18 protein-coding genes are annotated in these 20,050 nt (G+C 71.8%); 9 read left to right on the top strand and 9 right to left on the bottom strand.

Going from position 1 to position 20,050, the window contains the following annotated elements; all coding sequences use genetic code 11:
• Positions 1-25 precede the first annotated feature (25 nt).
• Both J2S44_RS09600 and J2S44_RS09595 read right to left on the bottom strand, forming a co-directional pair.
• The gene (locus tag J2S44_RS09600) at positions 26-457 is read right to left on the bottom strand and encodes a hypothetical protein (RefSeq protein ID WP_310410862.1); all 432 of its coding nucleotides are present in this window, start codon (positions 455-457) and stop codon (positions 26-28) included.
• 91 nt (positions 458-548) lie between these two features.
• Positions 549-1,496, bottom strand: coding sequence for a cytochrome c oxidase assembly protein (locus J2S44_RS09595; RefSeq protein ID WP_310410860.1), 948 nt, complete (start codon positions 1,494-1,496; stop codon positions 549-551).
• A 176-nt stretch (positions 1,497-1,672) separates the two neighbouring features.
• Here J2S44_RS09595 and ctaE point away from each other — a divergent pair, with 176 nt between their 5' ends.
• The 5 genes from ctaE (at position 1,673) to J2S44_RS09570 (ending at position 7,616) form a co-directional block, all read left to right on the top strand.
• Complete coding sequence (gene ctaE, locus J2S44_RS09590; RefSeq protein ID WP_307238916.1) at positions 1,673-2,269, top strand: aa3-type cytochrome oxidase subunit III; 597 nt, start codon at positions 1,673-1,675, stop codon at positions 2,267-2,269.
• A gap of 78 nt (positions 2,270-2,347) precedes the next feature.
• Complete coding sequence (gene qcrC, locus J2S44_RS09585) at positions 2,348-3,214, top strand: cytochrome bc1 complex diheme cytochrome c subunit (RefSeq protein ID WP_310410857.1); 867 nt, start codon at positions 2,348-2,350, stop codon at positions 3,212-3,214.
• Positions 3,211-4,302, top strand: coding sequence for a cytochrome bc1 complex Rieske iron-sulfur subunit (gene qcrA / locus J2S44_RS09580; protein ID WP_310410854.1), 1,092 nt, complete (start codon positions 3,211-3,213; stop codon positions 4,300-4,302). Before qcrC ends, qcrA begins: the two co-directional genes overlap by 4 nt.
• Positions 4,299-5,927, top strand: a complete 1,629-nt coding sequence (gene qcrB, locus J2S44_RS09575; RefSeq protein ID WP_310410851.1) for a cytochrome bc1 complex cytochrome b subunit — start codon at positions 4,299-4,301, stop codon at positions 5,925-5,927. The genes qcrA and qcrB overlap by 4 nt, the downstream gene beginning before the upstream one ends.
• A gap of 135 nt (positions 5,928-6,062) precedes the next feature.
• The gene (locus tag J2S44_RS09570; protein WP_310410848.1) at positions 6,063-7,616 is read left to right on the top strand and encodes an alpha/beta hydrolase; all 1,554 of its coding nucleotides are present in this window, start codon (positions 6,063-6,065) and stop codon (positions 7,614-7,616) included.
• 40 nt (positions 7,617-7,656) lie between these two features.
• Here the strand turns inward: J2S44_RS09570 and J2S44_RS09565 are convergent, their stop codons facing one another.
• From J2S44_RS09565 to J2S44_RS09545, 5 genes are all read right to left on the bottom strand, one after another.
• Positions 7,657-7,944, bottom strand: a complete 288-nt coding sequence (locus tag J2S44_RS09565) for an Lrp/AsnC family transcriptional regulator (protein WP_310410845.1) — start codon at positions 7,942-7,944, stop codon at positions 7,657-7,659.
• 30 nt (positions 7,945-7,974) lie between these two features.
• Entirely contained in the window at positions 7,975-8,802 is an 828-nt protein-coding gene (locus tag J2S44_RS09560) for an NTP transferase domain-containing protein (RefSeq protein ID WP_310410842.1), read from the bottom strand.
• The gene (locus J2S44_RS09555; protein WP_310410839.1) at positions 8,799-9,341 is read right to left on the bottom strand and encodes an NUDIX hydrolase; all 543 of its coding nucleotides are present in this window, start codon (positions 9,339-9,341) and stop codon (positions 8,799-8,801) included. The genes J2S44_RS09560 and J2S44_RS09555 overlap by 4 nt, the downstream gene beginning before the upstream one ends.
• A gap of 16 nt (positions 9,342-9,357) precedes the next feature.
• On the bottom strand, positions 9,358-11,130 hold the full coding sequence (locus J2S44_RS09550) for a RelA/SpoT family protein (protein ID WP_310410836.1): 1,773 nt from the start codon (positions 11,128-11,130) through the stop codon (positions 9,358-9,360).
• A gap of 105 nt (positions 11,131-11,235) precedes the next feature.
• A complete protein-coding gene (locus J2S44_RS09545; RefSeq protein WP_310429552.1) occupies positions 11,236-12,936 on the bottom strand; it encodes a DEDD exonuclease domain-containing protein in 1,701 nt (566 codons plus the stop codon).
• Positions 12,937-13,119: 183 nt separating this feature from the next.
• On the opposite strand from J2S44_RS09545, the gene J2S44_RS09540 reads away from it, so the two are divergent.
• The 4 genes from J2S44_RS09540 to J2S44_RS09525 are packed head-to-tail and all read left to right on the top strand — an operon-like array spanning position 13,120 to position 17,273.
• A complete protein-coding gene (locus J2S44_RS09540) occupies positions 13,120-14,529 on the top strand; it encodes an NYN domain-containing protein (protein ID WP_310410833.1) in 1,410 nt (469 codons plus the stop codon).
• A gap of 59 nt (positions 14,530-14,588) precedes the next feature.
• Positions 14,589-14,822: a hypothetical protein gene (locus J2S44_RS09535; protein WP_310410830.1), complete on the top strand. Its 234-nt coding sequence runs from the start codon at positions 14,589-14,591 to the stop codon at positions 14,820-14,822.
• A gap of 40 nt (positions 14,823-14,862) precedes the next feature.
• Positions 14,863-16,119 carry a M48 family metallopeptidase gene (locus J2S44_RS09530; protein WP_310410827.1) on the top strand — a complete coding sequence of 419 codons (1,257 nt, stop codon included), beginning with the start codon at positions 14,863-14,865 and terminating at the stop codon, positions 16,117-16,119.
• 5 nt (positions 16,120-16,124) lie between these two features.
• Positions 16,125-17,273, top strand: coding sequence for a glycosyltransferase family 4 protein (locus J2S44_RS09525; RefSeq protein WP_310410825.1), 1,149 nt, complete (start codon positions 16,125-16,127; stop codon positions 17,271-17,273).
• 106 nt (positions 17,274-17,379) lie between these two features.
• Here the strand turns inward: J2S44_RS09525 and J2S44_RS09520 are convergent, their stop codons facing one another.
• The gene (locus J2S44_RS09520) at positions 17,380-19,020 is read right to left on the bottom strand and encodes a putative bifunctional diguanylate cyclase/phosphodiesterase (protein ID WP_310429551.1); all 1,641 of its coding nucleotides are present in this window, start codon (positions 19,018-19,020) and stop codon (positions 17,380-17,382) included.
• A gap of 74 nt (positions 19,021-19,094) precedes the next feature.
• Positions 19,095-19,898: an SAM-dependent methyltransferase gene (locus J2S44_RS09515; RefSeq protein ID WP_310410823.1), complete on the bottom strand. Its 804-nt coding sequence runs from the start codon at positions 19,896-19,898 to the stop codon at positions 19,095-19,097.
• Positions 19,899-20,050 lie beyond the last annotated feature (152 nt).

Raw genomic sequence — 20,050 nt, 5'->3', positions numbered from 1 at the left:
CGAGGATCTAGGGGATTATCGATTGTTATGCGCTGGTGACCTGCGGTGCCTTGCCGGAGCGGAGCATCGCCGCCACGGCCCGGCCGGTCTCCACCGGGTCGAGCGGGTGCACCAGGGTGGCGTCGACCTCGGCGAACGCGGCCAGCCAGCGGTCCGCCGCGCGGGCGATCACGACGATCACCGGCGGGGGAGTCTTGTACTCGTCCTTGACCTGCCGGGCGATGCCGAGACCGCCGGCCGGGGTGGCCTCGCCGTCCAGCACCATCAGGCTGATCTCGTAGTCGTCGACCAGCCGGCGGCACTCCTCCCAGCTGGCCGCGTCCGCGAACTCGACGGTCAGGCCGGGTGCGGGGCGGGTGCCGATCGCGAGGCGCATGTGGTCGCGCACCTTGGGGTCGTCGCTGTAGAGCAGCACCGTGTAGGTGCCCGCCTGCGGGTTGCTCTCGCCACTACTCATCGTCCGCTCCGCTCCGTGCCGTGGTCCGGGTGCGTGGTGCCGGCCGCGGCGCCTGTGAGGTGCGTCGCAGCCGTCGTGCGGATGCTACTCGTCAGCCGCCGGAAGGGGAGGCCCCGGCACGCCTGATCTCGTCCGTACCGGTGCCCGGATTGTCGTCTTCGGCGACCGCCGAGGCTGCCGAGGCCGCCGCTGCCTCCTCGCGGTCGAGCTGCCGGTCCACCCGGCGGGCCTCGCGTTCCTGCTGGCGGATCCACTGCAGGATCAGCACGCCGAGCATGGTGACACTGACGATCTCGCCGCCCGCCCACAGGATGCCGCCCGCGGTCTTCTGGTCCGTGTACGGATCGAGCCAGGTCAGCCCCAGGTTCGGGTACCAGTCGCCGCCGAGCAGCGTGGTGCTCTGCATGATCGTCAGGCCGAGCACGGTGTGGAACGGCACGGAGAGCAGCATCAGCAGCGCGCGACCCGGGTACGGCCAGCGGTTCGGCAGCGGGTCCAGGCCCAGCAGCGGCCAGAAGAACAGGCAGCCGGTCGCCAGGAAGTGCAGGTGGACCAGCTCGTGGACGAACGAGTTCTCCAGGCTGACCCGGTAGAGGCCGGTGAAGTAGAGGACGAACGGGTTGATGACGAAGATCGCGTACGCGTAGAGCGGGTGCGTCACCACCTTCGCCGGCCGGCTGTGCAGCACCGCCAGCAGCGTGGCCTTGGGTCGCTTGGGCAGCACCCGCAGCGCCAGCGTGACCGGCGCGCCCAGGGCCAGGAAGATCGGCGCCACCATCGACAGCACCATGTGCTGGACCATGTGGACCGAGATGACCGTGGTGTCGTACGCGTGCAGGCCGCTCAGCGTCACGACCGCGACCGAGCCGAAGCCGAGCGCGAGGAAGCAGAAGGTCCGTAGCGCCGGCCAGTGGTCGCCGCGCAGCCGCAGCCGATACACGCCGTAGAGGTAGAGCGCCGCGCCCACGACCAGGCCGGCGGCGAGCCAGCTGTCCACGCTGGCCTCGGTGAAGAACTTGCTCCCGGTCAGCGGCTCCACACCCGATGCTATCGGGTTAGCCGAGGTCGCGAGGGGATTCCGATCGACGTCAGGCACGTCACCGAGGCTATGCCCAACGCTCTGAACAGTGTCGTTCGCCCCGGCGAAGTGCTCGACACGCCCCAAGATTGCCACCCCGGCGTTCTTCGCCCCGCGTATAGGGCAATAATGACGGCGTGACTGCGGCAGCCATTGACAAGAGCCGGATCCATTCGCTGACCCGACCCAACATGGTCAGCGTCGGCACGATCGTGTGGCTCTCCAGCGAACTGATGTTCTTCGCGGCCCTCTTCGCGATGTACTTCTCCATCCGGGCCGCGGCGCCCGAGCAGTGGGAGCACCACACCGCGGAGCTGAACATCCCGTACGCGACGACGTTCACCGTGATCCTGGTCCTGTCGTCGATCACCTGCCAGATGGGCGTGTTCGCGGCGGAGCGCGGCGACGTGCACTCGCTGCGGCGCTGGTTCACCATCACGTTCGTGATGGGCCTGGTCTTCGTGCTCGGCCAGGTGAACGAGTACATCACGCTCGTCGGCCACGGCATCAAGATCAACGCCGACGGCTACGGGTCGATGTTCTACCTGACCACCGGCTTCCACGGGCTGCACGTCACCGGGGGTCTGATCGCGTTCATCATCTTCATGATCCGGACCACCATGGGCCGCTTCACCCCCGCGCAGGCCACCGCAGCGATCGTCGTGTCCTACTACTGGCACTTCGTCGACGTGGTGTGGATCGCCCTGTTCGGGATGATCTACTGGATCCAGTAGATCCCCAGCGTCACATTCCGGGCCACCGCCCCGTCCCTTGAGCACGAACGGTCTACCACCGCGTAAGGACTCCTTGCCATGACTTCTGATTCCCCCGCCCGGCGTGCGGGCCGCGGCGGTGGCTTCCGCTCGCGGTGGCGCCGTGGGCGTAACTCGCCGCCGAGCAAGCTCCGGCGCCGCGCCGGTGCCGCGGTGCGGATGGTCGCCGCGCTGATGCTGGCCGGAGGCGTCTACACGCTTCTCGCGCCGAGCGCCCAGGCGCAGGAGGACGTCGCGCTCTCCACCGCGGCTGCGCAGGGCAAGGAGATCTTCGACAACAGCTGCATCACCTGCCATGGCCGCAACGCCCAGGGCATCGAGGGCCGCGGCCCGAGCCTGATCGGCGTCGGCTCCGCCTCCGTCGAGTTCCAGGTCGAGACCGGGCGCATGCCCATGGTCCGCCAGGAGGCGCAGGCCGAGGAGAAGATGCCGCAGTTCAACGACGAGCAGGCACAGCAGCTCGCGCAGTACATCCAGGAGCTCGGCGGCGGCCCGGAGATCCCGGACGGCCCGCTGACCCACGACATCAACGCGGACCCGGACGCGCTCTCCCGCGGTGGCGAGCTGTTCCGGCTCAACTGCACCTCCTGCCACGGCTTCGGCGGCGGCGGCGGCGCGCTCTCGTCCGGCAAGTTCGCGCCGGCGCTCACCGACGTCAGCGAGCGGCACATCTACGCGGCCATGCTCTCCGGCCCGCAGAACATGCCGGTCTTCGGCGACAACCAGCTGACGCCGGACGAGAAGCGGGACATCATCACCTACATCACCGGCCAGCTGCAGGAGGGCGGCGACCCGGGCGGCTTCAACCTCGGCCGCTTCGGCCCGATCACCGAGGGGCTGGCCATCTTCCTGGTCGGCATCACGGCGCTGGTCTTCACGTGCCTCTGGATTGCGGGGAAGTCGTGAGCACTAAGACTCCGTCCACCTCCACGGAACCGGTGGACATCAACGACCCGAAGCTCTCCCGTTTCGAGATCATCCGTGAGGGTGCGCGGCGGGACGACATCGAGATCGTGCACTACGAGCCGCAGTTTCCGCCCGGCAGCAAGGCCGAGAAGCGGATGGTCCGGATCGTCGCCACGTTCTTCCTGATCACCGGCGTCGCCTCGCTCGCGTTCCTCGGCGTCTTCATCTTCTGGCCGTGGGAGTACGAGCACGGCGCGTACACGCTGAGCAAGTTCTACACGCCGCTGCTCGGCGTCACGCTCGGCATCGCGCTGCTCGGCATCGGCTTCGGCATCCTGACCTGGGCCAAGAAGCTGCTCCCGCACGAGATCTCGGTGCAGGACCGGCACGTCGGCACGGACCCGGAGTCGCAGAAGCTGACCGGCGAGACCGCGCTCTACATGCTCGACGAGCTGGGTCTCAAGCGCCGCCCGCTGCTGAAGGGCGCGATCGGCCTCGGCCTCGCGCCGGTCGCCGTGGTCGCGGCCGCCCCGCTGATCGGCGGTCTGATCAAGGACCCGCACGGCGAGGAGCGCCAGTCGATGTACAAGACCGGCTTCAACCCGGTCTACAACGACGGCAACCTGGTCCGGCTGGTCCAGCAGGACGGTTCGCCGGTCCGCCCGGAGGACGTCAGCGCGGGCGGCCAGATCACGGTCTTCCCGGGCATCGAGCACGGCAACACGAACGAGTGGGCTGACTCGCCCACGCTGCTGATCCACCTGCGTGAGGACGACGCGCGGAAGGCGGCGGCCGCGGCCGACGCCGACGAGATCAACCGTGGTGCGTACTACGGGAACTATGTCGCTTTTACCAAGATCTGTTCGCACGCCGGCTGCCCCGCCAGCCTCTACGAGCAGCAGACAAACCGGCTGCTGTGCCCCTGCCACCAGTCGCAGTTCCTTATCATTGACAACGCCCGGCCAGTGTTCGGCCCCGCGCACAAGCGGCTCGCGATGCTGCCGATCGACGTCGACAGCGAGGGCTTCTTCGTGGCGAAGTCGGACTACAAGGAGACCGTCGGGCCGGACTTCTGGGAGCGGCCATGAAACGCCGGAAGCTTGACCTCGGCGCCGTGCCCGGCAACGTGGCACGTGGCGCCGACGAGCGCCTGCAGGCCTCCACGCCTCTGCGCGGCCTGCTGAACAAGGTCTTCCCCGACCACTGGTCCTTCCTGCTGGGCGAGATCGCGCTGTTCTCGTTCGTCGTCCTGCTGCTGACCGGCGTGTTCCTGACCCTCTTCTTCGACCCGTCGATGCGCGAGGTCGTCTACAACGGCTCCTACCCGGGCCTGCGCGGGCAGCTGATGTCCGCGGCGTACGCGTCGTCGCTGGACATCTCGTTCGACGTCCGCGGTGGCCTGATCATGCGGCAGATGCACCACTGGGCCGCGCTCATGTTCATGGCCGCGATCGTCATCCACATGTTCCGGGTGTTCTTCACCGGCGCGTTCCGCAAGCCGCGCGAGACCAACTGGGTCATCGGCGTGTCGCTGTTCCTCCTGGGCTTCTTCGCCGGCTTCACCGGCTATTCCCTCCCGGACGACGGCCTCTCCGGCACCGGTCTCCGCATCGCCTCGGCGATCATGCTGTCCTTCCCGGTCATCGGCTCGTGGCTGTCCAGCTCAGTGTTCGGCGGCGAGTTCCCGGGCATGCTGATCATCCCGCGGTTCTTCATCGCCCACGTGCTGATCATCCCGGCGCTGCTGCTCGGCCTGATCGCGGCGCACCTCGGCCTGGTCTTCGCGCAGAAGCACACGCAGTGGCCCGGCCCGGGCCGGACCAACGAGAACGTGGTCGGCGAGCGCATGTTCCCGCGCTACGCGATGAAGCAGGGCGGCTTCTTCATGGCCGTCTTCGGTGTCATCGCGTTCATGGCCGGCGCCTTCCAGATCAACCCGATCTGGCTGTTCGGGCCGTACCGGGCGTCCGAGGTCTCCTCGGCCTCCCAGCCCGACTGGTACGTCATGTTCATGGACGGCCTGGTCCGCCTGATGCCGGACTGGGACATCTTCATCCCGCTGAAGATCGGTGGCGCCGAGGGCTACGTCATCCCGCCGATGTTCTGGCCGGCCGGCGTCCTGCTGATCGTGCTGATCCTGCTGCCGATGGTCTACCCGGCGATCGAGGCACGGCTCACCGGCGACAAGCGCATCCACAACCTGCTGGAGCGCCCGCGCGACAACCCGCACCGCACCGCGCTCGGCATGATGGCGGTCTCGTTCTACCTCATCGCCACCATCTCCGGCGGCAACGACGTGGTCGCGGACAAGTTCCACATCAGCCTGAACGCGATGACCTGGGTGGGCCGGATCGGTCTGCTGATCGTCCCGCCGATCGCGTACTGGGTGACGTACCGGATCTGCCTGGGCCTCCAGCAGCACGACCGCGAGGTGCTGGCGCACGGCGTGGAGACCGGCATCATCAAGCGGCTGCCGGACGGACGGTTCGTCGAGGTCCACCAGCCGCTGGCGGCGCCGGACGAGCACGGGCACACCCAGCTGGAGTACACGGGCTGGGTCGTGCCGAAGAAGATGAACCGGGTCGGCGCCCTCGGGCCGGCGATCAAGGGCTTCTTCTTCCCGATCGAGAAGCCGGTCGAGGCTCCGGTCTCGCCGGGGCACCCGCCGGTCGACCCCGCCTCGAAGCGCGAGGAAGTCGGCAGCAGCCACTGACGACACGTCCTGAAGAACCCGCCGGTCTCCGAGGAGGCCGGCGGGTTTTTCCGTCTCCTGGGTTGACTGTGCTCCGAGGACAGGGTTTGGGATGGGGTGAGCCGGTCGAAAGACCCACATTCAGGAGGCTCGGGTATGAATCGAAGTCGGAGCGTGGGCCTGGTGGCCCTGACGCTCGTCACGGCGGTCACCGCGTCGCTGGCCGCGGTGCCGGCCGTGGCCGCGGCGTCCCCGTCCCAGGTGAGCTGGGGAGCGTGCCCGGAGGACGTGGTGGCCGACGCCGCGCCCACGGTGCTGGAGTGCGGCACGGTGCCGGTGCCGCTGGACTACCGCGACCCGGACGGCAGACAGATCGACGTCATGGTGTCGCGGCTGGCGAGCACGGATCCGGCGAAGCGCCGCGGCATCCTGCTGACCAACCCGGGCGGGCCGGGCGGAACCGGGCTGGAGCTGCCCGGGCAGCTGGCCAACCTGGGCGCGCCGGCGAGCCTGCTGGACGCCTACGACATCATCGGGATGGACCCGCGCGGCGTCGGGCACTCCACGCCGCTGCTCTGCGGGCTCACCACGGACCTGGGCTACTGGGCGAACATCCCGCCGTACGCGGTGGACGAGGCGGCGGTGGACCGGCACGCCGCGACGTCCGAGGCCGTCGCGGAGCGGTGCGCGGCCACCGACACCGGCGGGCTGATACCGCACCTCACCACCGCGAACACGGCCCGCGACCTGGATCTGATCCGGATCGCGCTGGGCGAGGAGAAGGCCAGCTTCCTGGGCTACTCGTACGGGTCGGTGCTGGGCGCGGCATACGCGTCGATGTTCCCGGGGACCTCGGACCGGATCATCATCGACAGCAACGTCGGCGGCACCGCCCTCGACCATGACGCCCTGCGCCGGTTCGGGCTGGGCATGGAGCAGACGTTCGGGGACTTCGCGGCGTGGGCGGCGGCCCGGCACGACACCTACGGCATCGGCCGGACGGCGGCGGAGGTACGGCGGAACTACCTGACGCTCGCGGCCCGGCTCGACGAGGAACCGGTGGACGGCTACGACGGCGTCACGTTCCGGCTGCTGGCCTTCACGGCCATGTACGACTCGATCGTCTATCCGCTGCTGGCGGAGCTGTGGCAGGCGCTGCAGAACGGTGACGAGGCCGCGGTCGCGAAGCTGGCCGCCGAGGCCGGGGAGCCGGTCGCCGAGGAGAACGCCCTGTCCTCGTTCCTGGCCGTGACCTGCAACGACAGCGACTGGTCCGAGGACGTGGCGACGTACCGGAGGGCGGTCGCGAAGGACCGGAAACGCTACCCGCTGTTCGGCGCCGCGGCCGCGAACATCACGCCGTGCGCGTTCTGGCCGTACGAGCGGTACGAGCCGACCGTGAAGATCAACGACCGGGGCCCGCGCAACGTGCTGATCATGCAGAACCTGCGGGACCCGGCCACGCCGTACCGTGGGGGGCAGCTCGCCCGGGAGGCGTTCCGAAAGCGGTCCTCGCTGGTGACCGTGGACGGCAGCGGCCACGGCGTCTACGTCTTCGGCACGAACCCGTGCGCGCAGCGGGTCGGCACGGCATACCTGGTCGACGGCGTGATGCCGAGGGACCCCTACTGCGCGGCCGGGACGCCGGCCCCGGACGCGGACCCGCGGCGGCGGGCGGACCTCCTCAACCGGCTGTCGAACGGGTTCTGACCCGAGGTGGGTGGGCGGCCCGCGCGGCCGCCCACCCCGGTCAGTCCGTCTCGGGCAGGCCGATCGCGAACGCCTCCTCGAGGTCGTGCTGCGAGTAGGCCCGGAACGCGATGTGCGACTCCGTGCTGATCACGCCGGGGACCTTGGAGATGCTGCCCGCGATCACCTCGGCGATCTGCTCGAACTGCCGGACGCGGATGATCGCGATCAGGTCGACGTGGCCGGCGGTGGAGTAGACCTCGCTGACCCCCGGGAGTGCGGCCAGCGTCTCGGCCACCTCCGGGATCGAGTCGGTGGCACAGTCGATGAGGACGATCGCGGTGATCACCGGACGGCTCCCTTGATCAGCAGAATCGGGTCAGCTCATGCTAGCCGGGACGGTGAGGTCGTCGCCGACCCGGATCGCGGACGTGAGCGTCTCGCCCGCGCGCACGCGCCCGCCCGGCCAGACCACCGCGTCACGGACGTCGCCGTCGACGCGGGCACCCGCACCGATCACCGCGCGTTCCACCCGGCCGGTCACCACCGCGTCCGCGGCCACCAGCGACGCGCCCGCGGCGGCGTGCAGGTTCGCGGCCAGGTAGAGCGACGGCGTGCCGGTGTCCAGGTACGTCCCGGCGTAGGGCACCACGGTGAGCGCGCCCTCCCGCTCGGCCGGGCGCCACACCGACCGCACCACCTCGTGCTTGGCGTCCGGCAGCGACGCCACGAACCGCCACGGGATCAGCGAGAAGCCGGCGAAGTCGTACGCGCCGAACTCACCGCTGCCGGACGCCGCGGGCCGGCCCAGCATCCGCACGGACGTGCCGTCCCAGCCGTCGATCAGTGCGGCGATGTCCGGCCCCGGGCCGAGCGCGGGATCGTGCAGGTAGGCGTCCGCGTTGCCGAGCAGCACGCCGCGGCCGTCCACCCAGGAGCGCAGCCGGGCCAGGCCGCCGCCGGTACCGAGCGGGCCGTCCGGCTCCACCGAGACGTGCGCGCGGCCCTCCGCGTGCCGGGCCACGGCCTCGCCCAGGTAGGCCGCGTTCACGGCGGCCGGCAGGCCCAGCGCGTCGACCCGGGCCAGCGCGCGGTCCAGCAGCGGGACGTTGCCGACCGGGCAGAGCGCCTTCGGCGTGTCCAGGGTCAGCGGACGCAGCCGCTGTCCCTCGCCGGCGGCCAGGATGACCGCGGCTATGTCGCTCATCGGCGGGTGGGGATCGCGGGGACGGCACCGGGCGCGGCGGCCGGGCCGATGCCGAACATGCCGAGCAGCCGCCCGGTCGCGGGGGAGAGCTTCGGCAGGTCGTCCAGCGCGTACCAGCGCAGCTCCAGCACCTCCGCGCCGTCCGCGTGGACCGGCGCGGTCGAGGCCGGCACGAACGCGTGGTAGCACATGTCCACCCAGCCCTTCGCGTGCACGATCGCGTTCGGCGTGGCCGGGACCAGGTCCTCGCGGGTGAGCTTGAGCCCGGTCTCCTCGTGCAGTTCGCGCAGCGCGCCGTCGATCGGTGCCTCCCGGCGCTGGAGCAGGCCGGCGGGCAGCGTCCAGCTCACGCCCGGGGGCTGGCGGAGCAGCAGCAGGCGGCCGGGCGCGGGCGCCTCGGAGTCGTGCACGAACACCACGGAGCCGACGACGTACTTCGGCACGACCGCCCGGACTATGCGGCGTCGAAGGACCAACGGCAACCGGTAGAAGGTGCCGTAGGCGATGGCGCGGAGCGCGGTGGAGTGGCGGAGATTCACATTTGCAAGGCTAGTCTCAGTCCGGGTGATCGACGGAGGCGACCAGCTTCCGCGCGAGGTCGTCCGGGTCCAGCGTCCGATCGAAGACCGCCACCAGCAGCGTCTCCAGGTCGGGGTAGCCGAGCTGCTCGGCGAGACGCAGCAGCGGCCGCTCACTGGCCAGCCCGCGGTTGTGCGTGCGCAGCAGCGTCAGCCCGATCGTGGCGCGGCCCAGCCGGACCTTGTCCGTGATCGTCATGCCGGGCGCGTCCTTCTCCGCGAACCGGCGGTTGAGCTGCAGCTGCGCGTGCGACGTCTTGGCGTACTGCAGCCAGTCGCGGTGCGGGCCGCGGTGCAGCGGGTCGGAGTCGCCGTCGTCGTCCAGGAACAGCTCGACCACGTCACCCTCGGCCAGTTCGGAGAGGATCGGCGCGGTCCGCCCGTTGATCGTCACCGCCACGCAGCGCTCGCCCGCGTCCGTCCCCACCTCGTAGGCGAGGTCGACGGAGGTAGCACCGAGGGGCAGCATCACCGGCCGCCCCTCGCAGAAAACCTGGATCTGTGACTCGGCGAGCTCACATCGGAGCGAGTCGAGGAAGACCCCGGCGTCCTTCGCCTCCGGCTCCCAGTCGAGCACGCGATGCAGCCAGTCGAGCTGCTCCGCCCCCTCACCGTGGGCGACGAGCTTGGGGAACCGGTACGGCGCGGCCACACCGAACTCGGCGAGCCGGTGCATCGCCTCGGTGCGGATCAGCACCTCGACCGTGCGCCCCTGCGGGCCGGTGACCGTGGTGTGCAGCGAACGGTAGAGGTTGTTCTTCGGCGAGGCGATGAAGTCCTTGAACCGGCCGGCCACCGGGCGCCACTTCGTGTGGATCGCGCCGAGCGCCATGTAGCAGTCGGTGTCCGTGCCGTCGACCACGATCGCGATCCGGGGGAGGTCGAACGGCTCGGCGTAATCTCCGCGGACCGTGTCCTTCCAGATCGAGTACAGGTGCCGGGGGCGGGGCGTCACCGAGGCGGTGACCCGCTGGCGGCGCAGCGCGGCCCGGGACTGCTTGACCACGTCCTCGAGGTAGTCGTCCCAGCCGCGGCGGTTCGCCACGTACGTCGAGATGCGCTCGTGCGCGTCCGGCTGCAGGTGCAGCAGCACCACGTCGTCCAGCTCGCGCTTGAGCCACTGGATGCCCAGCTTGTCGCAGAGCGGGACCAGCACGTCCAGCGTGGCCTTGGCGATCCGCTCGCGGGAGGCGTTGGACCGCGCGCCCAGCGTGCGCATGTTGTGCACCCGGTCGGCCAGCTTGATGATCAGCACCCGGACGTCCTTGCCGGCCGCCACGATCATCTTGCGGATCGTCTCCGACTCGGCGGCCTTGCCGTAGAACGCCTTGTCGAACTTGGTCACGCCGTCGACCAGGTGGGCCACCTCGTCGCCGAAGTCACCCCGCAGCGCCTCCAGCGTGTACGACGTGTCCTCGACCGTGTCGTGCAGCAGCGCCGCGATCAGCGTGGTCGTGTCCATGCCCATCTCGGCCAGGATCTCCGCGACCGCGAGCGGATGCGTGATGTACGGATCGCCGCTCTTGCGCATCTGCCCCCGGTGACAGTTGTCCGCGACCCGGTAGGCGTGCCGAAGAACCGCGATGTCGCCGGACGGATGGACCGACTTGTGCATCTTGATCAGCTTCGTGACCGGGTCGTTAACCGGCGGCTGCCAGGAGAGCAGCGCACGCAGTCTCCGGGTCAAGGGCACGTCGGGGGAGGGCAGTGCACGTCCCAGTGCGGCGCCGTGGCCGGCGTCGACGTCCACCCGGACACCTCCTCAATAAGCCGCTTCTGCCCTAAAACGAGCGCGGCCCGGAACAGTGTTGCTCTACAGCCTATGCGAGGCCTCGTCATGCGAATGGTTACTTGCCTATGACCGAACGGCTGAGTTATTTGCCGACAAGGCCCCTTCCGCCCTGGCCAGGAGCTCGCCGAAGCGCGCGGCACCCCGCACGGGAGACGACCACGTGTCCGTCATCTCCACCAACCGGGTCTCCGGGCGTTCCAGCCACGCAAGGATGCGCTCCGTCTCCTCGGCGGTCGCGGCCGGGGTGGGTCCCGGGCCCGGCAGCACCGTCTCCGCGGTCAGCCGCAGCGACTCGATGGTCGGCCGCGGGTGCACCCGCGGGGGTGACACCCCGGCCGCGGCCAGCCGTCCGTGCCGGACGATCGCCAGGTCCCAGCCGCCGCCGGCGTGCGGCCGGGCCGCGACCAGCTCGGCCTGCGAGGTGAGCCCGGACAGCCGCTGCATGCGGATCAGCGCGCGCAGCAGCGCGGCCATCCGGCCCCGCAGCACCGCGGCCTCCTCGTACCGCTGGGACTCGGAGAGGCTCTCGATCCGGGCCATCAGCGCGTTGATCAGCGGGCCGGGGTCCGACGTCACCGCGGTCCGGAACGGCGTGGCGGCCATCGCGTCGTAATCGTCCACGGTGACCCGGTGCTCGCACGGCGCCGGGCACCGCCCCAGCTCGGCCAGCGCGCAGGCCGGCATCGGGATGCGCACGGACAGCCGGTGCCCGCACTGCCGGATCGGGATCGCGTCGTAGACGCCGGACGCGGCCAGCTCCGCCGCCCGCCGCGAGGAGAACGGGCCCAGGTAGGTGCCGCCGTCGTCGGCCAGCGCCCGGACCATGGACAACCGCGGGTACGCGTCCGTGGTCAACTTCAGCCAGACCACCCGTTCGGGGAACTTCGACCGGCGGTTGTACGGCGGGGCGTGCGCCGCGATCAGCCGTAGCTCGCGCACCTCCGCCTCCAGCCCGTGCGCGCACTCGATCGCCTCCACCCGGACCGCCGCGTTGAGCATCTCGGACATCCGCGCCCGCTTCTCCGCGGCCGTGAAGTAGCTGCGCACCCGGGTCGCGATGTCCACCGACGTGCCCACGTAGAGCGGGCGGTCGTCGGCGGCCCGGAACACGTACACCCCCGGGACCTTGGGCAGGCCCTCGGCCAGGTGCTTCTTGCGGCGCTGGGTGGGCGTCACCGCCTTCGCGAACTCGATGGCCTCGCCCAGCGTGGACACGTTGTGGCTGCCCAGCCGGTCGAACAGGCCGTGCAGCACGTCCACGGTGGCGCGTGCGTCGTCCAGCGCGCGGTGCGTCGGCGTGGTCTGCGCGCGGAAGAACGCGGCCAGCGTGCCGAGCTTCCGGTTCGGCACCTCGTCGCGGGTCAGCGCGCGCCGGGCCAGCGCGGCCGTGTCCAGCACCTTCACCGGCGGCCAGTCGTAGCCGAGCCGGGCGCAGGCCGCCTTCAGGAAACCCACGTCGTACGGCGCGTTGTGCGCGACCAGCACGGCACCCTTCACGAACTCCAGGAACGCGGGCAGCACCTCCTCGATCGGCGGCGCTGGTGCCAGCATCGCCTCGGTGATGCCGGTCAGCACCGTGATGAACGGCGGGATCGCCTCGCCCGGGTTGACCAGCGTGCCGAAGACGCCCAGCTCCTCGCCGCCGCGCACCTTCACCGCGCCGATCTCGGTGATCCCGATCGCGTTGCTGCCGTCCGGCTTGGCCGGGGCGCCACCGGTCGTCTCCAGGTCCACCACCACGAACGTCACCCCGGACAGCGGCATCGACCCGGGGTCGTCGTCGAGCAGCAGGCCCTGGACGAAGTTTTCGGTTTGTGCCACCAGGGCACGGTAGGCGGAGGGTCCGACACTTCTGCACCGGGTGACCCAGGAGTAGCCTGGGCGGACCAGGAGAGATCAAAAGCCGCTGTCGCGCGGTCGGGGGCCGGACGGTGGGAGACTTGTCGTATGTCCGTACCGGCGCCGCCCGACGACCGCTCCCCCGGGGAAGCGGCGCCGTCCCCTGCGATCATTCGGCTCCCCGAGTCCGTCGAGTCCCATGAGCTGGGCGAATCCGCCGAGCCGATCCTGCCCGAACAGGTCCGCCAGCGGGTGATCCAGCTCACCGCCACGCTGCTGCCGGGGCTGCCGTACGACGAGATCCCCGACGTGCTGCGCAAGGTGGCCCGGTTCGCGCCGAACCGGCGCGCCCGGCTCGGCGGCACCGCGATCGCCACCCAGCTCGCCGCGGACCCGCTCTTCCGCCAGCGGATCGGCCGGAAGGCCTCCGCCGAGGCCGGCGACCTCGGCACCGCGATCGCCGAGGGCACGGCCGTGGGCGCGGCCGACCCGGTCGAGGTCGCCGCCCTGGCCTACCTGGTCCGCCCGGCCGGCTGGTTCGACCTGGTCGCGGCCGCCGGTGAGGCGGTCCGCGCCGAGGCGGACAGCGCCGCGGTCAGCGAGGCGGTCCGCGCGGCCGAGCAGCGCGCCGCCCGCGCCGAGCACGACCGCGCGGTCGCCCGTGTCGAGGCGGACAAGCTGCGCGACGAGCTGGCCCGCGTCCGCGAGGAGCTCGGCCAGCTGCGCGAGGAGCACCGCACCACGGCCCGTGCGCTGCGCGAGACCCAGGCCCGCGAGCGCAAGGCGGCGGAGATGCTCGCCACCGAGAAGGGGCGGGCCAAGAGCGCGGCCGACCGGCACGATCAGGAGCTGCGGAAACTTCGGTCCAAGCTGGCCGACGCGGAGGCGGCGGCGAGCGGCGCCCGGTCCGCGGTCCGCGACTCGCGCGCGGCCGACGACGCCCGTCTCTGGCTGCTGCTGGAGACGATCGGGCAGGCCGCCAACGGGCTGCGCCGCGAGCTCGCGATCGGCCCGGCCGACCGGCTCCCGGCCGACCTGGTGGCGGCCGCCGCCGCGGACCGTCCCGAGGCGCCCGACCGGGTCGGCGCGCGCGCCACCGACAACGACGACCCGGCCCGCCTCGACCAGCTGCTCGCGCTGCCGAAGGCGCACCTGATCGTGGACGGCTACAACGTCACCAAGCGCGGCTGGTCCGAGATGTCGCTGGAACACCAGCGCAAACGCCTGATCACCGGCCTCGGCGGGATCGCGGCGCAGACCGGCGACGAGGTCACCGTGGTCTTCGACGGCGCGGAGCGGCAGCACGGCCTGCCCCCGGCGCCGCGCGGCGTGCGCGTGCTCTTCTCCCGCAAGGGCGAGACCGCGGACGAGGTGATCCGCCGCCTGGTGCGCGCGGAGCCGTCCGGACGCCCGGTGATCGTCGTCTCCTCGGACCGGGAGGTGGCGGACGGCGTGCGGCGGCACGGCGCCTACCCGCTGGCTGCGGATTCGCTCCTCCGAAGACTGTCTCGATCATAGACGCCGGTTTTTGTCATACCCCTCACCTAGCGTGTACGTGGTACCCGTGAGGAGGAGCGATGATCGTCGACTGCGACACCTGTGCCGTCCGTGGCACCGGCTGTGCCGACTGCGCCATCCACGTCCTGTTCCACGCCCCGCCGGAGATCGAGCGGCTCACGCCCGACGAGATCAACGCCATCGAGATGTTCGCCCGCGCCGGCCTCGAGCCCGAGGTCGTCGAGGTGCCGGACGAGTCCGCCGTCCCGCGCACGCCGCTGCGCCTGGTCCCGCTGCGCCGCGACGTGGCGTGAGACGTGGCGTCATCCGGGCCTGCGCCTAGGATGGGTCGCCATGACCCCTCGCTGGTGGGCCGTGCTCACCCTCGGCACGCTCGCCGTGGCACTGCTCGCCGTCGCGCTGCTGCTGATCCCGTGGCAGCGCCCGCCCGCTCCGCGCACCGACCAGGTGGCCGCGCTCGCCACGCTGCCCCAGGACCGGGTCGAGCGCGCCCGTGAGTTCCGGTCCACGCTGCGCCCGGCGACCTGGGGCGGCCTGGCGCTCGGCCTGGTCGTCGCGCTGCTGCTCGGCCTGACCCCGCTCGGCGCCCGCCTGGTCGAGTTGTGCGGCCGCCCGTTCGACGGCCACTGGGCCGCGCAGGCGCTGCTCGGCGGCTTCGCCGTGGTGCTGCTCGCCGACCTGCTCACGCTGCCGATCGGTGCCTGGCGGCACACCGTGCTGGTCCGGTACGGGCTCTCCACCCAGGGCTGGGGCGGCTGGGCCGCCGACCTCGCCAGGTCGTACGCGGTGAGTGCCGTCATCGGCGGCCTCGTCCTGCTCGGCTTCTACGCGCTGACCCGGTTCGCGCCGCAGTGGTGGTGGGCGTTCGGCGCGGCCGGCGCCGCCACGCTCGTCGCGCTGCTCTCGTTCGTGGTGCCGGTGCTGGTCGAGCCGGTCTTCAACCGGTTCACGCCGATGCCGGACGGTCCGCTGCGCACCGAGCTGATGCAGCTCGCCGCGCGCGACGGCGTCCCGGTCCGGGAGGTGCTGGTCGCGGACGCGTCCCGGCGCACCCGCGCGGTGAACGCCTACGTGTCCGGTCTCGGCCCGACCCGCCGGATCGTCGTCTACGACACGCTGCTCGAGGAGGCCACGCCCGGCGAGGTCACCTCCGTCGTCGCCCACGAGCTGGGCCACGCGAAGGACAACGACGTCCTGATCGGCACCGTGCTCGGCGCGCTCGGCGCGGCCGCCGCGGTCGTCACGCTCTACCTGCTCGGCTCGTGGACCGGTCTGCTCCGGGCGGCCGGGGCCGGCGACATCGGCGAGCCGCGCGCGATCGCGCTGGTCCTCGCGGTGATCACGGTCGCCGGCCTGGTCTCGTCGCCGGCCCAGGCGTTCGTCAGCCGCCGCATCGAGGCCCGGGCGGACGCGCACGCGCTCGCGCTCACCGGCGACCCGGCCACGTTCGAGGCCATGCAGGCCCGGCTGTCCACGGTCAATCTCGGCGATCCGGATCCGCCCCGCTGGGAGTATCTCTACGGTGCCACCCACCCCTCCACCGTGGAGCGGATGGCCGCGGCCCGCGCGTACGCACGAGGGGAGCGCTGACCGCGTTGACCAGGACCCTGCTGATCACGAACGACTTCCCGCCCCGCCCCGGCGGCATCCAGTCGTTCGTGCACAACCTCGCGATCCGCCAGCCGGCCGGCGGCGTGGTCGTCTACGCCTCCCGGTGGAAGGGCGCGGCCGAGTTCGACGCCGCCCAGCCGTTCGAGGTCGTCCGCGAGGACACGTCCGTGCTGCTGCCCACGCCCGCGGTCGCCCGCCGCGCCGCCGAGCTGGCCCGCGCGCACGACTGCGACACCGTCTGGTTCGGTGCCGCGGCCCCGCTCGGCCTGCTCGCCGACGGGCTGCGCCGCCGGGCCGGCATCGGCCGCGCGGTCGCGCTGACCCACGGCCACGAGGTCGGCTGGGCCGCGCTGCCCGGCGCCCGGGGCCTGCTCCGCCGCATCGCCCGCGGCAACGACGTGATCACCTACCTGGGGGAGTACACCCGGACCCGGCTGGACCGTGCGCTGCACGGCCTCACCGACCTGCAGCGGCTCGCGCCCGGCGTCGACGTCGACGCCTACCACCCGGACGCCGGCGGTGACGAGATCCGCGCCCGGCACGGGCTCACCGGCCGCCCGGTCCTGGTCTGCGTGTCCCGGCTGGTGGCCCGCAAGGGGCAGGACACGCTGATCCGCGCGTTCCCCGAGATCCGCCGCCGGGTGCCGGACGCGGCGCTGCTGCTGGTCGGCGGCGGGCCGTACCGGCCGACGCTGGAACGGCTGGCCCGCGAGCACGGCGTCGAGCGGGACGTGGTCCTCACCGGCAGCGTGCCGTGGGCGGAACTGCCCGCGCACTACGCGGCCGGTGACGTCTACGCCATGCCCTGCCGCACGCGCAACCGCGGGCTGGACGTCGAGGGCCTCGGCATCGTCTACCTGGAGGCCTCCGCCACCGGCCTGCCGGTCATCGCCGGCGACTCCGGTGGCGCGCCGGACGCGGTGCTCCACGGCGAGACCGGCTACGTCGTGCCCGGACTCGACCTCCCGGCGCTGACGGACCGCGCGGTCACGCTGCTGACCGACCGCGACCTCGCGCGCCGGCTCGGCGCCGCGGGCCGGGAGTGGGTGGCCAAGGAGTGGCGCTGGGAGCAGCAGGCCGCGCGGCTGAGCGCCCTGCTCGAACCCCGGCAGACCGAGGGGCCGGCCGCGTAGTACAGCAGCCGGAAGCCACGGCTCAGCGGCCGGAAGCCACGGCTCAGCGGCCCGGAGCCACGGTGCGACACCCGCGGAGCCGCTCGCGCGGCGGGCCGGGGCGTACTCACGCGGCGCCCAGATGATCGTCGATCGCGGACGGCGGGCCGGGGTGGCCGAAGTGCCAGCCCTGCGCGGAGTCGCAGCCGATCGCGCGCAGCCGGGCGGCCTGGCCGGCGGTCTCCACGTTCTCCGCGGTGACGGTCAGGTTCAGCGTGTGCGCGAGCGTCACCAGCGTCGCCATGATCTTCTCGTCGACCGGGGAGTCGCCGGTGCGCAGCCCCTCGACGAACGCGCCGGCCACCTTCAGCTCGCGGACCGGCAGGTGCCGCAGGTAGGCCAGGTTGGAGTAGCCGGTGCCGAAGTCGTCGATCGCCAGCCGGACACCCATCGAGGAGAGCGCGTCGAGCACGCCGACGTCCACCCCGGCCATCGCGTCGCTCTCGGTGATCTCCAGCTGCAACCGGTCCGGCGGCAGGCCGGTGCGCTCCAGCACCTCGGCGACCTCCGCGATCAGGCCGGGATCGCCGACCTGGCGGACCGCCAGGTTGACGCTGACGAACGGCGCGTCCGGGCTCGCGTCCAGCCAGCGGCGGGCCTGCGCGCACGCCTCGCCGAGCACCCAGGCGCCGAGCCGGACGATCAGCCCGGTCTCCTCGGCGAGCCCGACGAATGTGTCCGGCCGCAGCACGCCGAGGCTCGGGTGCCGCCAGCGGACCAGCGCCTCCACGCCGCGCAGCCGGCCGCCGGCCAGCGCGACCAGCGGCTGGTAGTCGACGAAGAACTCGCCGCGCTCCAGCGCGGCCGGCATCGACGAGGCCAGCGTGTACCGGGCGATCTCGTTGGCGTTGCGGTCCTCGTCGTAGAGCGCCCAGCGCCGCTTGCCGCTCTCCTTGGCCCAGTGCAGCGTGATGTCGGCCGCGCGCATCACGTCGCTGGGTGAGGAGCCGCCGGTCTCCCGTTCCACGATGCCGATGCTGGCCGAGACGGCGAGCCGCTGGCCGTCCACCTCGAGCGGCTCGTTGATCGCGTTCAGCGCCCCGTCCGCGACCTTGACCGCGTCCTCGGTGCTGGTGGTGCCCTCGATCAGGATGACGAACTCGTCGCCGCCGAGCCGCGCCACCAGGTGGTCGCCGACGCTGCGCCGCAACCGCCGGGCCACCTCGACCAGCAGCAGGTCGCCGGCGTGGTGGCCGAGCGAGTCGTTGACCATCTTGAACCCGTCCAGGTCCGCGAAGCAGACCGCGAGCCGCTGCGGCGGGCCGGCGAACGCGGTGTGCAGCCGGTCGGTGAACAGCGCCCGGTTCGGCAGGCCGGTCAGCGAGTCGTGGGTGGCCTGGTGCCGGAACCGCGACTCGCTCTTGCGCAGCGCGGCCTCGGCCTCCTCCCGGGACACCATCGCGGCCCGCCGGATCGACTCCTGCTCGTCCAGCGTGCGGTCGCGCAGCGCGCGGGCGTAGCCGGTCGCGACCGTGCCCAGCAGCCGGGCCATCCGCCCGCCGGTGTCGGTCAGGCCGAGGTCGCGCACGAAGCGCTGATCGAGGACCTCGACGGTACGGCCGAGCCCTTCCGCGGAGACCACGTGCGCGCGGACCAGCGCGCCGCCCACCCGGTAGCCACGCCGCAGGCTGAACGGCTCGGCCAGCAGCGCGTCACGGAGCTCCAGCGTGAGCGCGCAGAGCCGCTCCTCCAGCTCGCCCTGGCTCATCGGGAGGTAACTGGTGCCGGAGATCGCCTTCGCCCAGGCCCGGGCGAATGAGGCGACCCCCCTGTCCGGCTCGATCACGCAGGCCCCAGCCTGCCCACACCGCCGAGGAACACCACGCGCTCCGCGTCCTCCGTGTCGTCCGTCGGGTCGGGCCGCCACAGCGGCACCCACACCAGCCCCGGGTCGAGCAGCTCGAAGCCGTCGAACCAGGGCAGCAACGTGGCCCGGTCGCGGGCGCTCAGCGGGTTGTCGGTCTGCTGGTAGACCGCCCGGCCCTCGGCCCGCTCCTCCTCCGTGCGGCCCTCGTCGCTGGCCTGGGAGAGCACCAGGTAGCTGCCGGGGGCGAGCGCGTCCCGGAGCCGGGCGATCAGGCCGGCCGGGTCGTCGGAGTCCGGGATGAAGTGCGTGACGGCGACGATCAGCACCGCGATCGGCGCGTCGAAGTCGAGCAGCGCGCGGATGCCGGGATCGCGCACGATCCGCTCGGGCTCGCGCAGGTCGGCCTGGACGACCACGGTGCGGTCGTTGCCGGCCAGGATCTCCCGCGCGTGCGCCACCGCGATCGGGTCGATGTCCACGTAGGCCACCCGGGCGTCGGGCGGCGCGATCTCGTGCACGTTGCCCACGGTCGGGATGCCCGAGCCGATGTCCAGGAACTGCCGCACGCCCCGGGCCGCCAGGTAGCGCACGGCCCGGCGCATGAACGCGCGGTTCGCCTGGGCCATCAGCGGCGCCTCGGGAACGGCCGCGATCATCGCCTGCGCGGCGGAGCGGTCCACCGCGAAGTTGTGCGACCCGCCGAGATAGTAGTCGTACATCCGGGCGACGCTGGGCCGTTCGATGTCGATGGTCTCCGGTGCCCACTCGGGCCGATGCATGCACGCCCCTCAATGACGATGGCTGGGTCAAGGCCGCTGCTATTCTGCCCGTTCCGTGCCCGGCTATCCAGACCGTACGGAATATCCCTTCAGATGAAGATCAACATGGCGCGCCCGGGGGCAGGTGGGCGCGGGTGGCCGCAAAAAGCATC

Source organism: Catenuloplanes niger (genome assembly GCF_031458255.1).
Taxonomy (GTDB): Bacteria; Actinomycetota; Actinomycetes; order Mycobacteriales; family Micromonosporaceae; genus Catenuloplanes; species Catenuloplanes niger.
The sequence above is the reverse complement of the archived record's forward strand: the minus strand, read 5'-3'. Positions and strand labels throughout refer to the sequence as shown.

Bases quoted from the DNA above. Each gene is read 5' to 3' on its own strand.
- J2S44_RS09600 (WP_310410862.1), bottom strand. From the start codon at position 457: ATGAGTAGTGGCGAGAGCAACCCGCAGGCGGGCACCTACACGGTGCTG.
- qcrC (WP_310410857.1), top strand. From the start codon at position 2,348: ATGACTTCTGATTCCCCCGCCCGGCGTGCGGGCCGCGGCGGTGGCTTC.
- qcrB (WP_310410851.1), top strand. From the start codon at position 4,299: ATGAAACGCCGGAAGCTTGACCTCGGCGCCGTGCCCGGCAACGTGGCA.
- J2S44_RS09570 (WP_310410848.1), top strand. From the start codon at position 6,063: ATGAATCGAAGTCGGAGCGTGGGCCTGGTGGCCCTGACGCTCGTCACG.
- J2S44_RS09560 (WP_310410842.1), bottom strand. From the start codon at position 8,802: ATGAGCGACATAGCCGCGGTCATCCTGGCCGCCGGCGAGGGACAGCGG.
- J2S44_RS09545 (WP_310429552.1), bottom strand. From the start codon at position 12,936: ATGCCGCTGTCCGGGGTGACGTTCGTGGTGGTGGACCTGGAGACGACC.
- J2S44_RS09540 (WP_310410833.1), top strand. From the start codon at position 13,120: ATGTCCGTACCGGCGCCGCCCGACGACCGCTCCCCCGGGGAAGCGGCG.
- J2S44_RS09535 (WP_310410830.1), top strand. From the start codon at position 14,589: ATGATCGTCGACTGCGACACCTGTGCCGTCCGTGGCACCGGCTGTGCC.
- J2S44_RS09530 (WP_310410827.1), top strand. From the start codon at position 14,863: ATGACCCCTCGCTGGTGGGCCGTGCTCACCCTCGGCACGCTCGCCGTG.
- J2S44_RS09520 (WP_310429551.1), bottom strand. From the start codon at position 19,020: ATGAGCCAGGGCGAGCTGGAGGAGCGGCTCTGCGCGCTCACGCTGGAG.
- J2S44_RS09515 (WP_310410823.1), bottom strand. From the start codon at position 19,898: ATGCATCGGCCCGAGTGGGCACCGGAGACCATCGACATCGAACGGCCC.